Here is a 20,890-nt window from a genome sequence, read left to right on the forward strand (position 1 = left end):
ACCATACTTCTATTTATTGATGGACGGATTTTATGTAGAAAAAGCAGCAAACGAAAAACCGTCTGCTGCTTTCAGCTATCTGGGAACTATTTGCCTGGTTCAGACGCAATGATTGCTAGTTCACCTTGGACCGCCCACTCAGAAACGCCATTTGGAATAATACAGCTTGTTCCTTTTTCTAATGGATATGTTTTTCCGTCAACGACAAGGTCTCCTGCTCCTTCGATTACCGTCATCAATGTATAAGGGGCTTGTTTTTTGAAAGATGTGATTCCTTTAATATCCCACTCATATACATTGAAAAACTCAGTTTCTAAATAAGTGACGATCGATGAATTCCCTTTTCGGACTTCTTTGATTTGTAATTCTGGTGTTTTCGCAGGGACAGTTGTTACATCGATCGATTGTTGGATATGCAGCTCTCTTGTTTGTCCTTGCGCATCTTTTCTGTCGTAGTCATACACGCGGTAAGTCGTGTCAGAACTTTGCTGTGTTTCTAAAATCATGATTCCTTTACCAATAGCATGGATCGTTCCGCTTGGTACATAAAAGAAATCACCTTTTTTAACTGGTACTTTTTTCAAAAGGTCATCCCAGCGCCCATCTTTGATCATCTCAGCTAGTTCTTCTCTTGTCTTCGCATGATGACCATAGATGATTTCTGCACCAGGTTCAGCATCGATGATATACCAGCATTCAGTTTTTCCTAATTCACCTTCATGTTTCATCCCATAGGCATCATCTGGATGTACTTGTACAGATAGATCATCTTCTGCGTCTAAGATCTTGATCAATAATGGAAACACTGGTTCTGAAGGATGGCCAAACAATTCCTTGTGTTCTGACCATAGTTCATCTAATCTTTTCCCTTTGAATTCGCCATTTTCTACTACACTGACACCATGAGGATGCGCACTGATCGCCCAATCTTCTCCGATTTTATCGTTAGGGATATCAAAACCGAAGACTGAACGTAAACGGCTTCCTCCCCAAATTTTCTCTTGAAAAACTGGTTTTAAAAACATAGGTTCCTGCATAATTCAAACTCCTCTCATTTTTCATAGCTATTATAGCATTATTTCGGTAATACCGCTTTCTCTTTCAAAAAGTTTTCAACAATTTCATCTCGGCACGTTAGGTACTCCGCACGATGATCGACAGGATGTACGCGATTTGACAAAAATATCAACGCTTCTTGTGTTTTTATATCAATCAAGAAAAACGTACCTGTATAACCAGTATGAAAAAGAATCGCATGACCGTCTTCTACATCTTTTTTTAAATCCCACCCTAGAGAACGATAGCCATTTTTTTTCGGTGTTTGATCTTGCAGTAAAGAATCAATCGTTTCTTCTTCTAAAAACCGACCATTACGGATTTTTCCCTTGTTCAAATACATTTGGACAAAAGTAATGCTGTCGTTCAAATCGATAAAGAGCCCAGCATTCCCTGCATGTTCAGCTAAAACTCTTGCTTTCGGATCATGAGTTTGTCCACGCAAAACCTCACCCGAAGGCAGTTGTTCTGTGGGAACGATTTTTTTGGAAGGAAAAGGAAGAAATAAGCTGTTCATCATTCCTAATGGTTCCAATACTTGTTCTTGAAAGATTTCCACTGCAGTTTCTTGGTAAATTTTTTCCAGCATCAATCCAAGAAGAATCGTTCCGGCATCTGTATATTTTACTTCTTTTCCTAGTTGCTCACCTGGTTCTAGCTTCAAATAAGCGGCGATCAATTCTTCCTGAGATAGCTTATCTCTGTTTGGTATCCATGTTTTGATATCAGAAGTATGTGTCAGTAAATGACGCAAAGTGATTGTCTGATTTTCAAATTCAGGAAGATATTTATGAAGCGGTTGATCGAGTTCTATCTTTCCATCTTCTAATAGACGTAAAACTAATGAAGTGGTTGCAACGACTTTCGTCAGTGAGGCTGCATCAAACAACAGATCTTCTGTCATCAGCTGCTTTTCAGGAACGACTTGGGCAAAGCCAGCTGTAAATGTTTCTACTTGATTTTCTTTTATGAAGGCGACTGCTACACCTGGATAAAATCCTTCTTCCATCTTTTTCAAAATAAGCTGTTTCGTGTGTGGATACATCTTTTTCTCCTGCTTTTCTATCAGATTCTTACAGTCCAAGCTTAAAGCTTAATCTATGAGGAATCAACCTTTTTTACACAAAAAAACTGCGCGAAAAACCGCGCAGTTTCCTCCGGTATACTATTTTCTCTTTCTATCTCTAGAATAAGCGATAGTATGACCGTTCATAAAATGACGAGACATGCGACAATCGTTAAGAAAGAAAAAGTTAAGCGTCGCATCGAATGTCAGTTTTATTCTTTTCTTTTGGCTCACTGACGAACCACCATTCGATTCCTATAGCATCATAGATTGTGAGTACTGTGTGCTTTTTGTCTAAGAAGAAATCAACTGATAGTTGCTGCAAGTGAGCAATCAGTCCTTCCATGCTTTCAGTATCGATCATGAATTTCAGAAAATCAAGTCCAATCAATTCATCTGTAGGCAAATCAATTGCGCCTCCGCTAGCTTCTGTCAAACCAACATGGAAATCTCCTTCATTCAATACATGGATGCCCTCTTCTTCATTATGTACCTTCAAACCAAGTACATGATTAAGAAATTGGCGTTCTTTTGTTAAGTTAGTAACATTTAAATGGATTTTTTCAAAATAAGAACCTGTTGATAGTTTACTGAATTTTTCTTCAGATTTTCTTAATAATGCTTCTTGATCCATTGTTTCCGGAATTTCTCTTTGGTCGTTCTTATTCTCTTCATGGTAAATTTCCAATTCATTCTCTTCTGGGTCTACGAGCAAAATCCCCATACGTCCATGATCTTCTAAAGCTTCTTTGATTGGATAATTCATTTTACGGATACGACAAAGGATATCTGCCATTTCTTCTGTGCTAGGGATAATCAATGAAAAACGGTTCAGCTTTTTGATCTCCCCCATGTGATCATTCGCTCTAGGACTTTCTTCCAGCAGCAACATTTCACTTCCAGCTTCTTCTGTTCCTAAAATGGCTAATTCGTTTTCTTCTCTTTTCAAATCAAAGCCAACAACGTTCTTGTAAAAATCAATCATTTTATCTCGGTCTTTCACCCGAATGGCTACACTTTTTAAATAGGTGGCAGCCCCCAATTGAAAATCTTTCATATTTCTTGCTCCCCTCTACGTCAAGCTTTATTTTAACGATGGATTCTTCTTCTTTCAAGCAATAACTTTGATTTTGTTAAAAAAATGTAAGAAAATTCGCATTTTGCTTGTTTTTTGTAAATTAATGAGTAAAAACTCTTATAAAAAGAGGTTGTGAAAAAGCTGTTCTGCATCAAGTAATAAGAACAGCCAAACAAAAATAGCTCCTCATATTTTGCCGTTTTTTGAGCTAATACCGAGGGACAGCTGATTGAACACCGTTTATTCGGAAAAAGGGACTGTGACACGACTTTTGTCACAGCCCCTAAAAAAAATAATAAATTTGTACTATTCTATGAAGCTTCTTCTTCAGAAAACTGACTGTTATAAAGATCTGCATAGAATCCGTCTTTTTCCATCAATGTATCGTGGTTTCCTGTTTCTACGATCGAACCATGATTCATCACAATAATGTTGTCTGCATCGCGTATTGTAGACAAGCGGTGAGCAACAACGAAACTTGTCCGGTTTTCCAATAGGCGGTTCATCGCTTTTTGAATCAGTATTTCTGTTCGTGTATCTACACTAGATGTTGCTTCATCAAGGATCAGGACATCTGGATTTGCTAAGAATGCCCGCGCAATTGTGATTAGCTGACGCTGCCCTTGCGAAATATTGCTTGCATCCTCGTTTAATACAGTGTTATATCCTTCTGGCAATTTACGAACAAAATCGTCTACGTGAGCAGCTTTAGCAGCCTCAATGATTTGTTCGTCTGTTGCATCGTCGTTCCCATATTTGATATTGTCATAGATACTTCCTGTAAACAGCCAAGTATCTTGCAGTACCATTGAAAACTGTGCGCGCAATTCATCACGTGAAAGATCACGGGTATCTACACCATCGTAACGAATACTACCTCCAGAAACATCGTAGAACCGTTCAAGAAGGTTGATCAGTGTCGTCTTCCCTGCACCAGTCGGACCTACAATAGCGACCATCTCACCAGGTTTGACATCCAAGTTAAAATCAGTCATTAGCAAGTTATCTGGTGTGTAGCCGAATTGAACATTTTCAAAACGAACTTTGTATGGTGTATCTTTTTCTTCTGGAAGGCCAGATTTTTCATTGGACATCTCTTCTTCATCCAACACTTCAAATACCCGTTCGGCTGAAGCAACTGTTGATTGGATAGTGTTCATCAAACTTGCAAGTTGAGTGATTGGTTGAGAGAACTGTGTTGTATATTGCAAGAACGCTTGAACATCCCCTAATGTCATGTTCCCATTTGCAACTTTTACTCCGCCTAGTACAGCGACGAACACATAGCCTAGATTTTTAACGAAATTCATCAACGGCATGATGATTGCCGAAATAAATTGAGCTTTCCAACCAGCGGCATACAGATTCTGATTTTCTTTTTCAAATACTTCCTGGTCTTTTTCAGTATGATTGAATGTTTTAACAATGGTATGACCACCATATGTTTCTTCTACTTGGTTATTCAATAAACCTAAACTTTTTTGCTGATCTGCGAAAAACACTTGTGATTTCGGCGCTACGATCATCACGATGATCAAGCTTAAAGGGATCATCAATAACGCGACTAACGTCAATTGCCAGCTGATTGAAAGCATCATCACGATGACCCCAATCAATGTGACTGCACTAGTTACAAATTGAGTCAAATTTTGCTGCAGCGTGCTTGCGATGTTATCCATATCATTGATTGCTCGAGACATGATATCCCCATTTGTATGTGTATCATAATAGGAAATCGGTACACGATTCATTTTGGCTTCCAAATCATGACGTAATTCATAAACTGTTCGTTGGGAAACACGTGTCATAATAAATTGCTGTAAAAAGTTGAATACAGCAGAAATCAAATACATCACGATTACTGTCGCAATGATCTGCGCGATTTTATCAAAGTCTATCGGAAATTTTGTTACTTGTTGGCCTTGTTGCATCTGTTGAGCGCCAGCCATTACACCTTTGAATATTTCTGTGGTTGCTTTCCCCAAGACCTTTGGTGTTTGGATTTGGAAGATCACGGCTGCTATTGCTAGTACAAATACAGCGATGATCGCAACCATACGTTTAGACATATAGCCAAACAATCGGCGTACCGTTCCCCAGAAATTTTTAGGCTTTTCACCTTTTACACCGAGATTTCTGCCAGGTCCACCATGTCCTGGACCGCCTGCTGGTCCATGAGAGGGACGTGTGTTTGTTTTACTCATGCTAAGTCCTCCTCTCTTAGTTGTGAATGAACGATTTCTTGATAAGTTTCGTTTGTTGCTAATAGTTCTTCATGTGTTCCTTTGCCAACCAGTTTTCCTTCATCTAGCACAAGGATCATATCTGCATCCATTACTGTACTTACTCGTTGAGCAACTAAAACGGTGATACTTTCTTTCATATTCGTTTTCAATGCTTGGCGAAGATTGGCATCCGTTTTGAAATCCAACGCTGAGAAGGAATCATCAAACACATAGATATCTGCTGTTTTGACTAATGCCCGTGCAATTGCCAGACGCTGTCTTTGTCCACCAGAGAAGTTTCCTCCTCCTTGTTCCACATGGCTATCTAAGCCATCTTCCATCTCTGAAACAAAATCTTTAGCTTGTGCGATTTCTAATGCTTTCCAAATCATTTCATCTGTTGCATCCGGCTTACCATACTGCATATTGTCTCGGATCGTTCCAGAGAACAGAACTGCTTTTTGAGGAACAAAGCCCATTAATTCTCGCAAATTATATTGAGTCATGTCACTAATGTCCGTTCCATTTATTTGGATCGAACCAGATTCGATGTCATATAATCGAGGGATCAAATTGACTAAGGTCGTTTTACCTGAACCAGTCCCCCCTATGATTGCGACGATCTCGCCCGACTTGGCTTGGAAATCAATATCTTCCAATGCAAGTTTTTCTGCTCCATGATATCGATAATTGACATGATTGAAGGCCAATGTTGCGTTTTTTCCAGCAAAAGAAACTGTTTTAGGATTTTCAGGGTCATGGATACCGATTTTTTCATCCAACACTTCATTAATACGGTCAGCTGAAGCTTGTGCACGAGGCACCATGATAAAAATAGCGGAAAGCATCATAAAGCTGATCAAGATCTGCATCGCATAAGTCATAAATGCAATCAGATTACCGACTTCCAAAGTCATATCTGCTATGTAGTGTCCACCAAACCAAGTGATTGCTACGTTTGTACCGCTCATGATCAATGTCATCATCGGCATCATCAATGCGACGATCGTATTAACTTTGATTGCCGTATTTGTATAATCTTTATTCGCTAAATCAAAACGATTTTCTTCAAAGCGTGTCTTATCGAATGCTCGAATCACTCTGACCCCTGTCAATCCTTCTCGAAATACCAGGTTTAAACGGTCAGTTTTCTTTTGCATACTTTTGAATAATGGAACAGCAAAGTACATGATTCCGCCGATCAAAATAATCATTACTGGGATGACGACTAAGAAGATTTTTGTCAACTGATGATCTTTTTGATAAGCAAGTATGCTCGCGCCAATCAACGTGATTGGTGCATTGATCATCATACGTAAAAACATTTGTGTAACCATTTGGATTTGAGTCACATCATTGGTCGTTCTTGTGATCAAAGAGGCCGTTCCATATTTATCAAACGCATCTTTTGTCAGACTCTCTGATTTTTTATAGACATCCGTACGCAATTGCTTACCCAGTTTCTGTGATTCACGAGTAGCAAAAAATGTATTTGCGATAGCAGCTAAGATACTGATCAAAGAAAAGCCGATCATCACAAAACCTGTATGCCAAATATAATCGACATCTCCTTGCGCTACCCCTTTATCAATAATATTGGAGGTAAGTGTCGGCAAATATAAATCTGCCAGTACTTGGATCACCATGAAAACTGCAGCTGCAATTGCTGAAGTCAAGGAGATCCGTTTTACGATTTTTAGCATCTAGTTCCCTTCTTTCTATTTATATACTCCGTTTTTCAGCCAAGAAAGTTTCAAATTGAATTCACTGATTGCTTGCTCTACTGAGTAATCTTCAGATGTTGAAAATAAGCGATACGAATGCGCAATTGTTGTAAATACAGTATTCATCACTAATTGGATCAGTAATTCCAATTCATGATCATTTTTTACTTTCAGCTTCGTCCGATCAATCAATTCAAGCAACTCTTTTGCATCTTGTTTGTGTTCTTTATGTGGATCGTGAGGCGTTTTTTGGCGACTCGTATGAGGAGCGACTTTTCTTGAGGCACGGTAATCCATGTTCATAAACAAATTACGATAAAAAGAAGCATTCTCGCCTTCCAAAATCTCATAAATCATTTTAGAAAAATAGGATTCGAATCCTTTGAATAGATCACCATCGGATTCTTTCATTAGTTGTAACATATCTTTAGAGCTGTCACGTCTCATTGTCTCAAAGTAATAAAAATAAAGATCCTCTTTATCTTCAAAATACTGATAGAAACTGCCTCTAGGGATATCCGCTAATTTGACGATATTAGCAATCGAAGCTTCTTTTAAGGGTACTCTAGAAAACTCGATTCTCGCAGCCTCGATTAGTCTTTTTTGTTTTTCTTTAGGCAAATGGAAAAATGTCTGTGTCGGCATATGGATCCTCCTTTCTTTCAAGATGACACATTGTCATATGACGCGATGTCATTATAACACCTCCTACCTGTTTTGCAAGACATTTGCATAGTTTTTTTCATTATCATCCGATACATTAAAAAAGTGATAAGAGGAATCCTTCCATTTGAATTAATGAGAGTTGCCCATTAAAATAGCCACATACTAAACAAAGGATGAGATAAATGGCCCAATCAATTAGTGTCCAAGACTTCAATAAATTGCCTCTCGATGCTGACAGCATCGTTTTAGATACAAGAAATACCTTAGATTACACAAAAAACCACTTAAGCCACTCGCTTTCTATCCCCGCTGCTATCTTGCCAAGACAATTAAAAAATCTAGATCCAAAGAAACTTTATTATATTCTAAGCTATACAGGCAGGCGATCAGAAGCATTAGCCGATCAACTTACTGCTAATGGTTTTCGTGCTGTTTATATCATTGGTGGGATGGAAGCTCTTCAGTCGAGTGTTGCTTGAATATTGCTTGTTAGATTCAAAAGAGGCTGTGACAAAAAATCGTGTCACAGCCTCTTTTATATCCTGTCTTTTTTTAGTTATTTATTCTTCAACCTTATCAATATGACTTGATAGCCTTTTCTTTTTCGAGTAAACTGATTTTGTTAGTCATAGTTATAACAATCATAGCAATAAAAGGAGAAGGTAAGCATATGGCATCTGTTTTAGTAGTCAAAGGTCATCCCCTAACTGCAGAAGAATCGCGCACAGTTAAGGCATTGACGTCTTTTTTAACAAGTTATAAAGAAAATCATCCAGATGATGAAGTGACTGTTTTGGAACTTTATCGCGATGATATTCCGGAAATCGATGAAGAATTATTATCAGGTTGGGAAGCATTACGTGCTGGTGCAGAATTCACTTCCTTATCAGAAAGTCAACAACAAAAAATTGCTCGTTTCAATGAATTGACTGATCAGTTCCTTGCTGCTGATAAAATCGTTATCGCAAACGCCTTATGGAATCTAAATATCCCAACAAAATTAAAAGCTTGGTTCGATACCGTCAATGTAGCTGGAAAAACGTTCCGCTATACAGAAAACGGGCCAGAAGGATTAGTGACAGGTAAAAAAGCACTGCACATCCAATCTAATGGCGGTGTATACAACGGACAAGACTTTGCCTCTCAATATGTAAAAGGTATTTTAAACTTTGTAGGCATCGATCAAGTAGATCAGCTATTCATCGAAGGAATCGATTATGACCCTGACCGTGCAGATGAGTTGATGCAAAATGCATTAGATAAAGCTGCTGCTTTAGGTAAATCATTTTAAAAATTGAGATAAATGCATACAAAAGAGACAGAGGAAAAAATCTTCAAAGCAGCATTTGTGCCTTGGATATTTTCCCATCTGTCTCTTTTTGTTATTCTTTCTGCTTTTTCAACGGATTTTCTTCATAAAGAGAAGAGATTGTTGTGTACCATTCAAAAACATGAGTAATCACTACTTTAGCTGCTGCATAAACAGGAATCCCCAAGATCACACCGATGATTCCGAACAATTTCCCAGAAGTCAGCAGAACTAATAAAATCGTTACTGGATGGATTGCTAACTGATTCCCTAGTACTAATGGAGAGATCAAGCGTCCTTCTATTGTCTGCTCTACTGCAAAAACGATCAGTACTTTGATGATCATGAATGGACCTGCTACAATGGCTAAAAAGATAGCCGGAATCATCGCTAAAAATGATCCTAAGTAAGGGATCAGGTTCAAAAAACCCGCAATAATCCCCAACGTGACAGCATACTCTAAACCAATGACCGCAAAACCAATCATAAACATGATTGCCACAGCAAAAGCCACAGTTAGTTGTCCTCTTATATAAGAAGAAACTTGACTATTCATTTCACTCAGCACATTCAACGTCGGTTTTTGCATGCGTGTCGGTAAAAATTTGACAAAATAAGGTGCTAATTGTTTACCGTCTTTCAATAGATAAAATAAGATAAACGGCATCGTCAGCAGAGCCACTAAAATAGTCGCTACCGCGCCGACAAAACTTCCAAGACTCTGAACTGTACTCTTAGATATATCTTGGATCATATCGCCTGCCGAATTCATGAACTTATCACCTGCTGTTTCCAACTGTTCGCGAAATTGGTTGAACAGCGGGTCCCGCAAAATCTCGGTTAATTTATTATCAATCGTATCTACATATTGAGGGAAGTTACTGATGAAGCTCACTGTTTGTTCCTGAATCTTAGGGATGATCACTACGCTCCCCCATGCGATTAGTGCAACAACCAAAGCAAACAGCCCAATGATACTGTAAAGCCTTGGTACTTTTCGCTTTTCAAAGTAATCAACTACCGGATTCATCAAGTAATACAAGATTCCTGCTAAAATGATAGGCAGACCTACGATTGCTAAAAATTGCCAGATTGGTGCAAACAAATATGAAACTTTTGTAAATAAAAAGACGATCAGCAATATTAACAATACAACAAGTAAGGCTATGACTACTTGATTATTTAAAAACCAGCGCCAAAACCACGACACCGGTCTGTTCTTCTTATTTTTTCCTTCCATAATTCCTCCTGTTAGTTATAAAAAATTTGGCTTCCCAAACCAATAGCAGGCAGTCTATGCGGATGAAGATAGATTCCATTTGCAATTTGTCCTTCTTCTGGACAAGCATCAAAAATCAATGATACGTGAGCTACTGTCTCTAAATTCCCATTGGCCATCGGACCGACATAATCGATCGTATATACCTGATCATCAAAAGCAATTGTTCCGCCTGCTTTCAAAGAAAAAGGTTCGTCTTTTGATACTTCTTGAATCACCGAATATTTTCGTAAGGCAGCTGTTGCTGTTTTATCGAACAAAATCAGCATGGGTTCTTCCTTGTTTATTGCTTCTGTCCCAATTTCTGTAATCTTTGCCTGAATCATTGCACTCTCTCCTTTAATTGCTTTCAAAAACAGTATAACACATTCTCATTCTTTAGCCGTGTGGAATAATTATGTGATAGAATAAAAACGAAAACTATTTCATTACAATTAGGAGGAATCAGCTCATATGATCGAAAAGATAATTTTAGGAACCTATACGCGTCGCGAAAGTAAAGGAATCTATACGATCGACCTTGATACAGAAAAAGAAGAATTAGCCAACCTTTCATTAGCTGTTGAAGAAAATAGCCCTACCTATGTAGCAAAAAGTAAAGCTGGCAATCTTTACACAGTTACTAGTGTGGATGGATTAGGTGGTGCCGGTGCGTACGATAAGGATTTTCATTTTTTGAATGCGGTAACAGAGTCTGGCGCTCCTTTGTGTTATGTAGCGGTTGATGAAGCACGTCAATTACTATACGGGGCGAACTATCATAAAGGTGAAGTAAATGTCTACCATATATTAGGAGATGGCGAACTGAAAGCAGCAGATTCAATATTCCATCAAGAAACGACAGGTCCTCATAAAAACCAAGATCATGCGCATGTCCATTATACGGATCTGACTCCTGACCAACGATTAGTCGTATGTGATCTTGGTACAGATCGTGTGTATACTTATGATGTGTCCGAAAACGGCAAATTGAATCTTGTAACTACCTTCACTGCAGAGCCAGGAACAGGCCCTCGCCATCTTGTCTTTCATCCAAATGGACAATTCGCTTATTTATTTGGTGAATTAGACAGCACAGTCCGCGTGCTTTCTTATAATAAAGAAACAGGTGCTTTTGAAGAATTACAGAAAATATCGACCTTGCCAGAAGAATTCGACGGTGAAAATGGAGGGGCAGCTATCCGCATTTCAAATGATGGCAAGTTCCTTTATGCTTCTAACCGAGGACATAACTCGATTGCTGTATTCGCAGTTTTTGAAGATGGTTCCCACATTCAAAACAAGCAAATTATCTCAACAGAAGGGGATTTTCCCCGCGATTTCGCACTAGATCCAAGCAATAATTTTGTCGTGTGTGCCAATCAGAATACCGATAATCTGACATTATATCGCCGTCATCCTGAAACAGGATTACTGGAATTACTGAAAAAAGATGTCTATGCACCAGAATGTGTCTGTGTTTATTTTGATCGTTAGTAAGAAAAGGAGAATGAAATGAATCAGCAAGACGTATTAGACAGACTACGGGAAGAACTAAATATTCCTTTCTTTGATGGGAAAATCGAAGATAAAGAGTATAGCGAAGAGGAATATCAGAAACTCAAAGCCGATTTACAGAACTACTTTGAACAATATGTACAGAATGTAGAAAACTAATCAGCTTTCCATACTATCTGAAAAGAACATCAGGACAAGACTTTTCCGTCTATCCTGATGTTCTTTTCTACAAATAAAAAACCGCCGAGATGGTTAGACTCGACGGAAAAGGAGTATTTACTCGATTTTGAGTAAGTACAAGGTTGTTGTTGGTTATAGGTATGTCATTATCATAAAGGATTTTGATCACTCTATCATAAAGGTAATATTACATTTATATTAGATAACTCTAGTTTTTATTGTTATCAAAGATTTCTTTTATTTTTTCAACAACAAATTAGTCATTTTTTGGATGGCAGCTGTCAATTGGTCTGTCGCTTGGTCTTGTTTTGCTTCAGATGTATTGAATAGATCTTCATCTACCCCTGATTCAAGATCGATACTTTGGATCATTTCTTCACAGCCTGCTACATATGAAAGATAAGCTTTTTCAAAATTTTTATGAATGCCCATTGCTTTTGCTGGTGGACGCAAAGTACTGACTTTCTTAAGCATTGCCCGATATTTTTTTGTTCCTTCTTCAAATAACAGGATGATCTCTTCAAGAGTCGATTTGTCCAGGTCACTTGTTTTTCCTTCATCGATTGCGTTTCTGATCACTTCATATTTCGGATGCATTCCTTCTCCGATTGCTTCTGTTTCCTTGACGATTTGATCGATGGACTGCACATAATAGCCAATATTCGGTAACATGTTCGTTTTCCTACTTCTCCATTGTTGTTATTATTTATTCTACTTGTTTTTATCCTCAAATGACAAGTACTTGAAAAAATTTAATGGTTTCTATACAGCTCGCCATTCTTATTCGTGCTCAAAGAAACCATCTGCTAAACTATATTGTTTCCCTGCGACAATGTCATATTGGATCAATTGATATTCGTCGTAAATCTCTTGTTGCGAGCGATTGAATTGCGCTTCTTTATACCACTGTCCGTTTTGATAGTACAGTTCTCGTTCAAACGCCGGAAGTTCCTGTTCTAATGATAAAAGCAGCTGATAAAAGCCATTTGTTGTCTGATTCGTCTGTTCCATTAGATTCGCTGCAAAATAAAACGGACTGGTGATTGCATCTTGAGTCGTTTGCTTTTCTAATTTCCCTTTGCTGTCAAACATCAAGAATTGTGTTTCATGCAATGTTTGTTTATCATTTTTGGCTTGGATGGTATCTGAATAAATCCCTGGCAGATGATCCCCCCAAAAAACAACTAAAGTCCTTCTAGAAAGATTCTTCAATTCTTCCGTGAACTGCTTCAGTGCCGTGCTGCTATAGGAAATATCTTGCAGATAATTCTCTAAGTCAAGCGTCCTACTTCCATCTGAAATTTCTGCAGAATAGCCCAGTCTATCATACTTTCCATTGTAAGGCATATGTGTCTGCATCGTGACTAAATGAATGAACTGAGGTGTTTTTTCTTCCTTGAGAAGTGTCATTACTTCTTTGTAAGCTGACTCATCAGAAATATATGGATTATTCTCTATCGTATCCGTATAGGTCATCGTACGCTCGCTGATGAACTGGTCAAATCCTAATGTCTGATAAACATCCTCTCTTTTATACATCGAAGTATTGTATGGATGGATCGCTGTCGTCTGGTATGATTGTGCGTTTAACGCTGAAACGATAGAAGGAAGCTGATCCATTTTTGGTACAAGCATCGTGTAAGGGGTGGTGAGTTGCGCATTAAATAACGCCATAGAAAAACCAGTCAATGCTTCAAATTCGATATTTGCTGTTCCACCGCCATAGTTTTGAGAAAGCATATTGCCACTATATGTTTGATCAGCTACTTCATAATAATCTGCCAATGGCTCACCAGATACTTCTACGCCGTTTAATCGACTAGGATCTGAGAAACTTTCACTCATCACGAACACGATGTTCGGCGACTCTTCCTCTACAGTTTTATTTTTTTCATCGGCTAGCTTCTGGTATTTTTCAGTGATTTCTTTGATCTTTTCTTTCGAATATCCTTCAGGTTCATCCATTGGTTCTACCTTCAGATTGTACAAAAACCCACCGATAAAACCAGTGTTATAGTAGTTCATTTTCTGGCTGTAAGGTATCCATAGTGCCGTTTTATTATATGCTTTTCGCAACAAATTATCGGGATTGTTGAAATTACTGATATACCCTAGCAGTCCAATTGCCACAAGCAGTGTCGTTAATCGGATCAATTGGAATCGCCTTCCTTTTTTCAGGCTTCGAAACATGTACCAGCAAAACAATCCTAGCACGGTTCCTGCGGCAGCTAAGATCACTGTAAACAGCATAGTGCCGGTCATATCTTTCAGCAATCCGATTTCAGTGATCATCTTCAAATCGTCTGGATAAATCGGTTCTTGCCGATAACTCATTTTCATATAATTTGCAAAACCTAATACACCGATGGCTACGACATACGTAAGGGAACCTAAAGGGACAGATCCTGCTAGTGCAATCAGAAAAATAAGAATGATCAGCAAGACGAGACAGGCTAAGAAGAATTTTTCCGTATGCCAAGAAAAAGCAAATTTCAACGCAAGGTCTACGGATAGATCATTTTGACACCACTGCAAAAATAAATTACTAAAAACAACAAGAAAAAAGATACTGATGATCGCTGCTGTTCCTTTTAAAATCTTTTTCTGTTTGGTCGAAAGTCTGCTTATATATCTTTTCAAATGCTTGCTCCTTCATTTCTATCAATAAAAGAATGTTGCTTCTCTTATTTTAGTTGTACGAAATTCGAAAGTAAAGAACGGAAAGAAGAATTAATGAAATCCAAATATTCTCTTTCTTTATGGCCTTTCTGGTTTCTTTAATAAGCGGACCTTTCGTACTCCAGAAATTTTTTCTAGCTGTTGTTTCACTTGATTGAGCTGTTCAAAAGCAGTACTGTCTATGTCAATCAATATGTAGACATGCTCATTCTTATGGTTACGCGATATATCTGCGATCGCTAGCTCGTTCTCATTCAGCAGAGAAAATATCTCTGCTAATATATTGGTTTTCTTTTGATAAAATATAGTGAATCGAAACGGCGCTTGGAAAAACATTCGTGCGGATGGATAATTGACCGCTTCTCTAACCGTACCGAACAAAAGATAATCTTTTAAGGCTTCAACTGCCAAACGTCCGCTGTCTGCCAAAGCTTCCTGAGTCGATCCCCCTAGATGAGGCAACATAAGTATACGGTCATTTTCTAAGAACTCTTCTTCTGGGAAATCAGTCACGTATTTGGCCAGATGTTGTTTTTCCAATGCTTGCATAACAGCATATTTATCAACAATTTCACTTCTTCCTACATTGATAAGTACAGCATCTTTTTTCATTTTTTCTATATTCGCCTGATCGATCAATCCTTTTGTATCTTCTGTCAACGGCAGCATGACTACGATGTAATCCGAGGTAGAAAGAACTGTTTCTAAATCTGCTTGCCGAACATAATCCAACTGGGCATCGCGGATAGAATAACCCAAGACATCCATCCCTAAGCTATAGCAACTTAGCGCTACTTTTGTGCCTATCGCTCCAAGACCAAGAAGACCGATGGTTTTGCCTTGCAATTCTCGTCCCACATAAGCACTTCTTTTGTTTTCTGCCTGTTCTAAAATATTAGGACCTGTTAGTGTTTGTACCATACGACTTGCTTCGATTATCGGACGGGAAGATAAGAGCAAACAGCACAAAACAAGCTCTTTTACTGCATTAGCATTTACACCTGGTGTATTCATGACGATCGTCCCGTTTTCAGAAGCTTTTTCAACGTTGATCGTGTTCACCCCAACACCAGCTCTTGAAATTGCTAGCAAATCTGGTGTAAGCCATTCATCTTTCACTTTCGTACTACGAATAACTATTCCTTCGGCTGGCAAATCATCTATTATTTTGAAATATTCCCCTTGTAACTTTTCTATCTCTTGTTCTGGAATAGCATCAATCAAATGAACGTGATACATAAAACCCCCTCCTTACTAACAAGTATCTCGAAATTTCTGCAATTAGACAACTGTTTACCATTTGACTTCCTAGAAGCAAAAAGAGCAGTTAGAGCAGAGTAGGATTAGTGATAAAAATAAGGCTATGACAAGTTACTGCCATAAGCCTTATTTTCGAGAGCAAAATATTGAGGGTGAGATATCTTGATAAATGGTGTTCCGTTAGCTGACATTGATAATAAGACTAAATTTCAAAAAAGTTGAAAAGCAAATTTCGTCAATCTCTTCTTAATTCCGCGAATTGTAAAATTAAGTTAGAAAAATAAAAAGGCATTTATGGTACACTCAAATTGTATTTCCGACGAAAGAAAACAAAGGAGTGTAACCATAAATGACCTACAAACATCTTACCATAGACGAACTGACAATGATAGAATCATATTATCTTCAACATAATAAGCCGGTTGAAATCGCTAACCGAATGGGACGTGCTATACAAACTATTTATAATGTAGTCAATAAGTTCAAGCAAGGTAAGACTGCTCTTGATTATTGGCACCAGTATAAAGAAAATAAGAAAAAATGTGGTAGAAAAGTCATTCAATTACCTGCTCATGAAGTAGATTACATTAAAGAGAAAGTCACTCTTGGTTGGACGCCTGACGTCATTATCGGGCGAAAAGAAAGACCTGTTTCATGCGGTATGAGAACCCTTTATCGTTTATTTTCTAAAGGAATATTTGATATTGACACACTACCGATGAAAGGTAAAAGAAAACCCAATGGCCATCAGGAAAAACGGGGAAAACAACAGTATCAGCGCTCAATCCATGATCGACCTGATAATTATCCTGATTTCAATTCTGAGTTTGGTCACCTTGAAGGTGATACGATCGTTGGCATTCATCATAAAAGTGCCGTCATTACTTTAGTTGAAAGATTATCTAAAGTCATTATCACGATTAAACCCAACGGCCGTAAGGCATTAGATATTGAAACTGCCCTTAATCAATGGTTTTCTCGCTTCCCTAAAAACTTCTTTAAATCTATTACGTTTGACTGTGGAAAAGAATTTTCTAACTGGAAAGCCATTAGTAACCAACATGATATTGATATATATTTTGCGGACCCTGGAACACCTTCTCAACGCCCATTAAACGAGAATTCTAACGGGATTCTGCGTCGTAATGGACTGCCGAAATCAATGGATTTTAGAGAAGTGAATCAGACATTTATTTCCAGTGTCAGCAATCAACGTAATCATATTCCAAGAAAATCATTGAATTACAGAACACCAATCGAAATATTTTTGAGCTATGTACAAGAAGCATTTTATTCTAGCTTAATTTGACAAATCATAAAACAAAAACAGCCAATCCCTATGAAGGGACGGCTGTTTTTGCTTTATTGTTATTTCCAGAAATCATCCAAAACGGAAATTGGCAAATGTCGTTTATGTTGTGTCTTGTTCCACCATGCTTCGATTTTTTCTTGTGCTTGAGCGGGAACTTCTTTTCCTTCTAGATAATCATCAATTTCATTATATGTGACACCTAGTGCGACTTCATCTGCAATCATTGGTTTCCCATCTTCAAGATCTGCAGTCGGAATTTTTGTGTATAATTTTTCCGGTGCATTCAATGCTTGAAGCAATTGTTTCCCTTGTCGTTTGTCCAAACGGAATAATGGCAAAATGTCGGCTCCACCATCACCAAATTTCGTGAAGAATCCAGTAATGTTTTCTGCAGCATGATCTGTCCCTAATACGGCTCCTGCTCTTTCTCCAGCTACGGCATATTGCGTAATCATACGTTGACGTGCTTTGATATTTCCTTTATTAAAATCGCTGATTTCCACACCTGCTTCGCTTAATACTTGTACTTGTGCATCAACAGCTGGTTTGATATTTACTCGCAGACTAACATCGGGCTGGATAAAGTCAAGAGCAGCTTTTGCATCTTCTTCATCTGCTTGTTCACCATAAGGAAGACGAACAGCGATAAATTGATAGTTTTCATCTTTTGTTTCTTCACGCATTTCTTCCATCGTTAGTTGCGCCAAACGGCCTGCTAAAGTAGAATCTTGGCCGCCGCTGATACCTAGTACAAAAGTTTTAAGAAACGGATATTTTTTCAAATATGCTTTCATAAAGTCAATACTTTTACGTATTTCTTCTTTTGGATCAATTGTTGGTTTGACACCTAATTCATTGATAATTTCTGTCTGCAGGCTCATTTATTCTCCTCCTATGCTTCTGTATGAAGTTCTGCTACGCTTTTTTTCATTCGTTCCATGATAGCCATTTTATGGTTCCAGCATTCAGTAGACAGATCGACTGGGTATTTTTGCGGATTCAAGTCTCGTTTATACTCTTCCCATAGTGAATCTAGATTTTCTTTTGTATATTCTTTGATTTCGTTTAGTGCAGGTAATTCGTAAACTCTTTTTCCTTCGATAAAGATATCTTGTAAAACTGGGCGAGCTGTAAAGTCTCGAACAGTTTTATTGATAAACGTATGCACTGGATGGAACATGAAGATAGCTTCTTCTTCTCGAGGGTCTTCATCCCATAATGTAACGTAGTCTCCTTCAGATTTCCCATCAAAATTTCGAGTGATGCGCCACACTTGTTTTTTCCCTGGAGTAGTTACTTTTTCTGCATTGCTTGATAACTTGATCGTATCCATCATGTTTCCTTCATCATCTTCGATCGATACTAGCTTGAATACTGCACCAAGGGCTGGCTGATCATAGGCTGTGATCAATTTTGTCCCAACACCCCATACATCAATTTTAGCTTTTTGCATCTTTAAATTCAAAATCGTTGCTTCATCCAAGTCATTCGAAGCATAGATTTTTGCTTCCGTAAATCCGGCTGCATCTAATTGTTCCCGAACACGCTTAGATATATAGGCCATATCTCCACTGTCGATGCGTACGCCTTGGAAGTTGATTTTGTCACCTAATTCTTTCGCCACGCGAATCGCACTTGGCACACCTGATTTCAACGTATCATAAGTGTCGACTAAGAACACGCAGTCTTTATGGGTTTTAGCGTAGGCCATAAATGCTTCATAATCATTTCCATAAGATTGGACTAACGAATGAGCATGGGTCCCGCTAGCTGGTATCCCAAATATCTTCCCAGCACGTACATTGCTTGTTGCATCTGCTCCGCCGATATATGCCGCTCTAGTTCCCCAGACTGCTGCATCCAGTTCTTGTGCCCGTCTAGTTCCAAATTCCAATAGTGGATCTTCTCCGATGACAGATTTGATACGAGCTGCTTTTGTCGCGATCAACGTTTGGAAATTGACCATATTCAACAGTGCTGTTTCTACTAATTGGCAGTGCGCTAAAGGCCCTTCCACTTGGATCAATGGTTCATTTGCAAAAACTAGTTCTCCTTCACGAGCAGAACGAACTGTTGCTTTAAATTCAAAATTTTGTAAATACTCCAAAAAACCTTCAGGATAGACTTCTAATCCACGCAAGTAAGCAATATCGGAATCATTGAACGTCAGATTCTCTAAATAATTGACTAACCGTTCCAACCCTGCAAAAACCGCGTATCCGTGGTTAAAAGGCATTTCTCGAAAGTAACATTCAAAAACAGCATGTAAATCAGCTCGACCTAATTCCCAGTATGTCTGCATCATATTGATTTGATATAGATCCGTATGCAGCGTCAAACTGTCGTCTGGGTAAGTATTATTCATCTTGTATTACTCCTCTTGGCAAGTTTTCATTTCCTACCCATTATAACAAAAAAAATTAATAGGAAAAGAAATCTTCCATTTTTTCTGAAAAAGCACATGTTTTACGGATATTTCTTGCTAAAAATGAACTCCATCTGCTAAAACTATCCTTTCTTATTGGTATTTAACCTAAACGAGAAAGAATACTTATTTTATTCAATGTATCCGAGACACGAAGTAATTAGCGTTTTCTATTTTTCTTACTTGATAAAATAAGTAGCTTTTCCTACTACAATCGTAGCCGTTAAGATACCGATGATTGAACGAATATAACCAAATGTCTCTACAACATAATCAATGGCAAAAGTTTTTGAAGCAAATAATACATCTTTCCTTTTTTGCTTCTTATCCCCAAAGAAACGGATATAACTTATTATGTATTGAATTTTTTTGGAAAGGCGAATTATGACAAGATATACCTTGCGTTGAAAAAACTCGCGGAAAAAATATCACACGTTTTTTAAAAAAAACAAAAGTAAGAAAGCAGCTGTCAATAGAATGGAAACAAAAATGGCGAGACATCAATCAGTCTCGCCTTGTTTTTTATTGTATACGTTAGATATGGAGCAGGTTACCATAAAGATGATTATTAGTCGTTATTAAATAGAAATCTTCGTATTTTTTTGTTCTATCACTACAATATCTTTATTTGGACGTTTGAATTGTATTCCGGCACGTTCTAGCTCCTGTTTCACTCCTACATGGACTTTGACATCTTCTCGTGTCATTTTTAAAACGTGATGAATCGCATAGTCGATTTCTTGCCTTGTGATTTTTTTCTTCGTATTGATCATCACGACTTGCTTTTTATCATATGTGTCTACCAATAGCAGTTGTGTTCGATCTAACGAAAATAATTTGTAATAATTAATAGCTGTATTCCCAAAAAAGAATTCCACTACTTTAGGATAAAATGTCTTAATATTTAAATTACTATTCACAGGTGTTTCGATTAGCTTCATCTCATTCCTCTTTTCTATATAGTCGATTTAGATCCAATCTAAGTTATGTTACCATCTTTCCTAGCATTAAGGAATCGGTTACAATTGAACCTTTAAAGACAAAAGGATTTACCTTTTATCACTTAATAGTATAACATAATTTCATGAGAAAAAAATACAATTTTTTCTTGACCTTCTCGTTACGTAAAGGATT

At 37.9% G+C, this 20,890-nt stretch carries 20 protein-coding genes; 6 read left to right on the plus strand and 14 right to left on the minus strand.

Annotation, left to right across the window (positions count from 1 at the left end; translation table 11 throughout):
• Positions 1–86 precede the first annotated feature (86 nt).
• The 6 genes from manA to MKX69_RS10345 all read right to left on the minus strand — a co-directional run bounded on the left by manA (position 87) and on the right by MKX69_RS10345 (position 7,794).
• Positions 87–1,037 carry a mannose-6-phosphate isomerase, class I gene (gene manA, locus MKX69_RS10320; RefSeq protein ID WP_002287262.1) on the minus strand — a complete coding sequence of 317 codons (951 nt, stop codon included), beginning with the start codon at positions 1,035–1,037 and terminating at the stop codon, positions 87–89.
• 38 nt (positions 1,038–1,075) lie between these two features.
• On the minus strand, positions 1,076–2,101 hold the full coding sequence (locus MKX69_RS10325; protein WP_010723700.1) for a serine hydrolase domain-containing protein: 1,026 nt from the start codon (positions 2,099–2,101) through the stop codon (positions 1,076–1,078).
• A gap of 208 nt (positions 2,102–2,309) precedes the next feature.
• Positions 2,310–3,179 (minus strand): VOC family protein, encoded by an 870-nt coding sequence (locus MKX69_RS10330; protein ID WP_002318651.1) that lies wholly within the window; start codon positions 3,177–3,179, stop codon positions 2,310–2,312.
• Positions 3,180–3,511: 332 nt separating this feature from the next.
• Positions 3,512–5,404: an ABC transporter ATP-binding protein gene (locus MKX69_RS10335; RefSeq protein ID WP_002287265.1), complete on the minus strand. Its 1,893-nt coding sequence runs from the start codon at positions 5,402–5,404 to the stop codon at positions 3,512–3,514.
• Complete coding sequence (locus MKX69_RS10340; protein WP_002287267.1) at positions 5,401–7,128, minus strand: ABC transporter ATP-binding protein; 1,728 nt, start codon at positions 7,126–7,128, stop codon at positions 5,401–5,403. Before MKX69_RS10340 ends, MKX69_RS10335 begins: the two co-directional genes overlap by 4 nt.
• A 15-nt stretch (positions 7,129–7,143) precedes the next feature.
• Positions 7,144–7,794 (minus strand): TetR/AcrR family transcriptional regulator, encoded by a 651-nt coding sequence (locus MKX69_RS10345; protein ID WP_002287269.1) that lies wholly within the window; start codon positions 7,792–7,794, stop codon positions 7,144–7,146.
• Positions 7,795–7,997: 203 nt separating this feature from the next.
• Between MKX69_RS10345 and MKX69_RS10350 the strand changes: the two genes are divergently transcribed.
• Entirely contained in the window at positions 7,998–8,294 is a 297-nt protein-coding gene (locus MKX69_RS10350) for a rhodanese-like domain-containing protein (protein WP_002287271.1), read from the plus strand.
• A 191-nt stretch (positions 8,295–8,485) separates the two neighbouring features.
• On the plus strand, positions 8,486–9,106 hold the full coding sequence (locus tag MKX69_RS10355; RefSeq protein ID WP_002287272.1) for an NAD(P)H-dependent oxidoreductase: 621 nt from the start codon (positions 8,486–8,488) through the stop codon (positions 9,104–9,106).
• Between the two features lie 91 nt (positions 9,107–9,197).
• Here MKX69_RS10355 and MKX69_RS10360 read toward each other — a convergent pair whose 3' ends face one another.
• Together MKX69_RS10360 and MKX69_RS10365 are read right to left on the minus strand one after the other, a co-directional pair.
• The gene (locus MKX69_RS10360; RefSeq protein WP_341010080.1) at positions 9,198–10,364 is read right to left on the minus strand and encodes an AI-2E family transporter; all 1,167 of its coding nucleotides are present in this window, start codon (positions 10,362–10,364) and stop codon (positions 9,198–9,200) included.
• Between the two features lie 11 nt (positions 10,365–10,375).
• Complete coding sequence (locus MKX69_RS10365) at positions 10,376–10,729, minus strand: PTS glucitol/sorbitol transporter subunit IIA (RefSeq protein WP_002294113.1); 354 nt, start codon at positions 10,727–10,729, stop codon at positions 10,376–10,378.
• A gap of 127 nt (positions 10,730–10,856) precedes the next feature.
• On the opposite strand from MKX69_RS10365, the gene MKX69_RS10370 reads away from it, so the two are divergent.
• Together MKX69_RS10370 and MKX69_RS10375 are read left to right on the plus strand one after the other, a co-directional pair.
• Positions 10,857–11,879, plus strand: coding sequence for a lactonase family protein (locus MKX69_RS10370; RefSeq protein WP_002318648.1), 1,023 nt, complete (start codon positions 10,857–10,859; stop codon positions 11,877–11,879).
• Positions 11,880–11,897: 18 nt separating this feature from the next.
• Positions 11,898–12,059 carry a hypothetical protein gene (locus MKX69_RS10375; protein WP_002287277.1) on the plus strand — a complete coding sequence of 54 codons (162 nt, stop codon included), beginning with the start codon at positions 11,898–11,900 and terminating at the stop codon, positions 12,057–12,059.
• Positions 12,060–12,317: 258 nt separating this feature from the next.
• On the opposite strand, the gene MKX69_RS10380 is transcribed toward MKX69_RS10375, so the two are convergent.
• Positions 12,318–12,752 carry a hypothetical protein gene (locus tag MKX69_RS10380; RefSeq protein ID WP_002297703.1) on the minus strand — a complete coding sequence of 145 codons (435 nt, stop codon included), beginning with the start codon at positions 12,750–12,752 and terminating at the stop codon, positions 12,318–12,320.
• 108 nt (positions 12,753–12,860) lie between these two features.
• The gene (locus MKX69_RS10385) at positions 12,861–14,720 is read right to left on the minus strand and encodes an LTA synthase family protein (protein ID WP_002318647.1); all 1,860 of its coding nucleotides are present in this window, start codon (positions 14,718–14,720) and stop codon (positions 12,861–12,863) included.
• Between MKX69_RS10385 and MKX69_RS10390 the strand changes: the two genes are divergently transcribed.
• Positions 14,721–14,861: a hypothetical protein gene (locus MKX69_RS10390; RefSeq protein ID WP_002321042.1), complete on the plus strand. Its 141-nt coding sequence runs from the start codon at positions 14,721–14,723 to the stop codon at positions 14,859–14,861.
• Here the strand turns inward: MKX69_RS10390 and MKX69_RS10395 are convergent.
• Positions 14,838–15,998, minus strand: coding sequence for an NAD(P)-dependent oxidoreductase (locus tag MKX69_RS10395; RefSeq protein WP_002318646.1), 1,161 nt, complete (start codon positions 15,996–15,998; stop codon positions 14,838–14,840). The genes MKX69_RS10390 and MKX69_RS10395 overlap by 24 nt on opposite strands.
• Before the next feature lie 370 nt (positions 15,999–16,368).
• On the opposite strand from MKX69_RS10395, the gene MKX69_RS10400 reads away from it, so the two are divergent.
• Positions 16,369–17,328, plus strand: a complete 960-nt coding sequence (locus MKX69_RS10400; RefSeq protein ID WP_002293280.1) for an IS30-like element IS6770 family transposase — start codon at positions 16,369–16,371, stop codon at positions 17,326–17,328.
• Between the two features lie 59 nt (positions 17,329–17,387).
• On the opposite strand, the gene nadE is transcribed toward MKX69_RS10400, so the two are convergent.
• From nadE to MKX69_RS10415, 3 genes are all read right to left on the minus strand, one after another.
• Positions 17,388–18,212 (minus strand): ammonia-dependent NAD(+) synthetase, encoded by an 825-nt coding sequence (gene nadE / locus MKX69_RS10405; protein WP_002307174.1) that lies wholly within the window; start codon positions 18,210–18,212, stop codon positions 17,388–17,390.
• Positions 18,213–18,223: 11 nt separating this feature from the next.
• On the minus strand, positions 18,224–19,696 hold the full coding sequence (locus MKX69_RS10410) for a nicotinate phosphoribosyltransferase (protein WP_002297685.1): 1,473 nt from the start codon (positions 19,694–19,696) through the stop codon (positions 18,224–18,226).
• 638 nt (positions 19,697–20,334) lie between these two features.
• Complete coding sequence (locus MKX69_RS10415) at positions 20,335–20,697, minus strand: DUF1827 family protein (protein ID WP_002297684.1); 363 nt, start codon at positions 20,695–20,697, stop codon at positions 20,335–20,337.
• Positions 20,698–20,890: the final 193 nt, after the last annotated feature.

It is taken from the genome of Enterococcus sp. FSL R5-0957 (assembly GCF_038008005.1).
Taxonomy (GTDB): Bacteria; Bacillota; Bacilli; order Lactobacillales; family Enterococcaceae; genus Enterococcus_B; species Enterococcus_B faecium.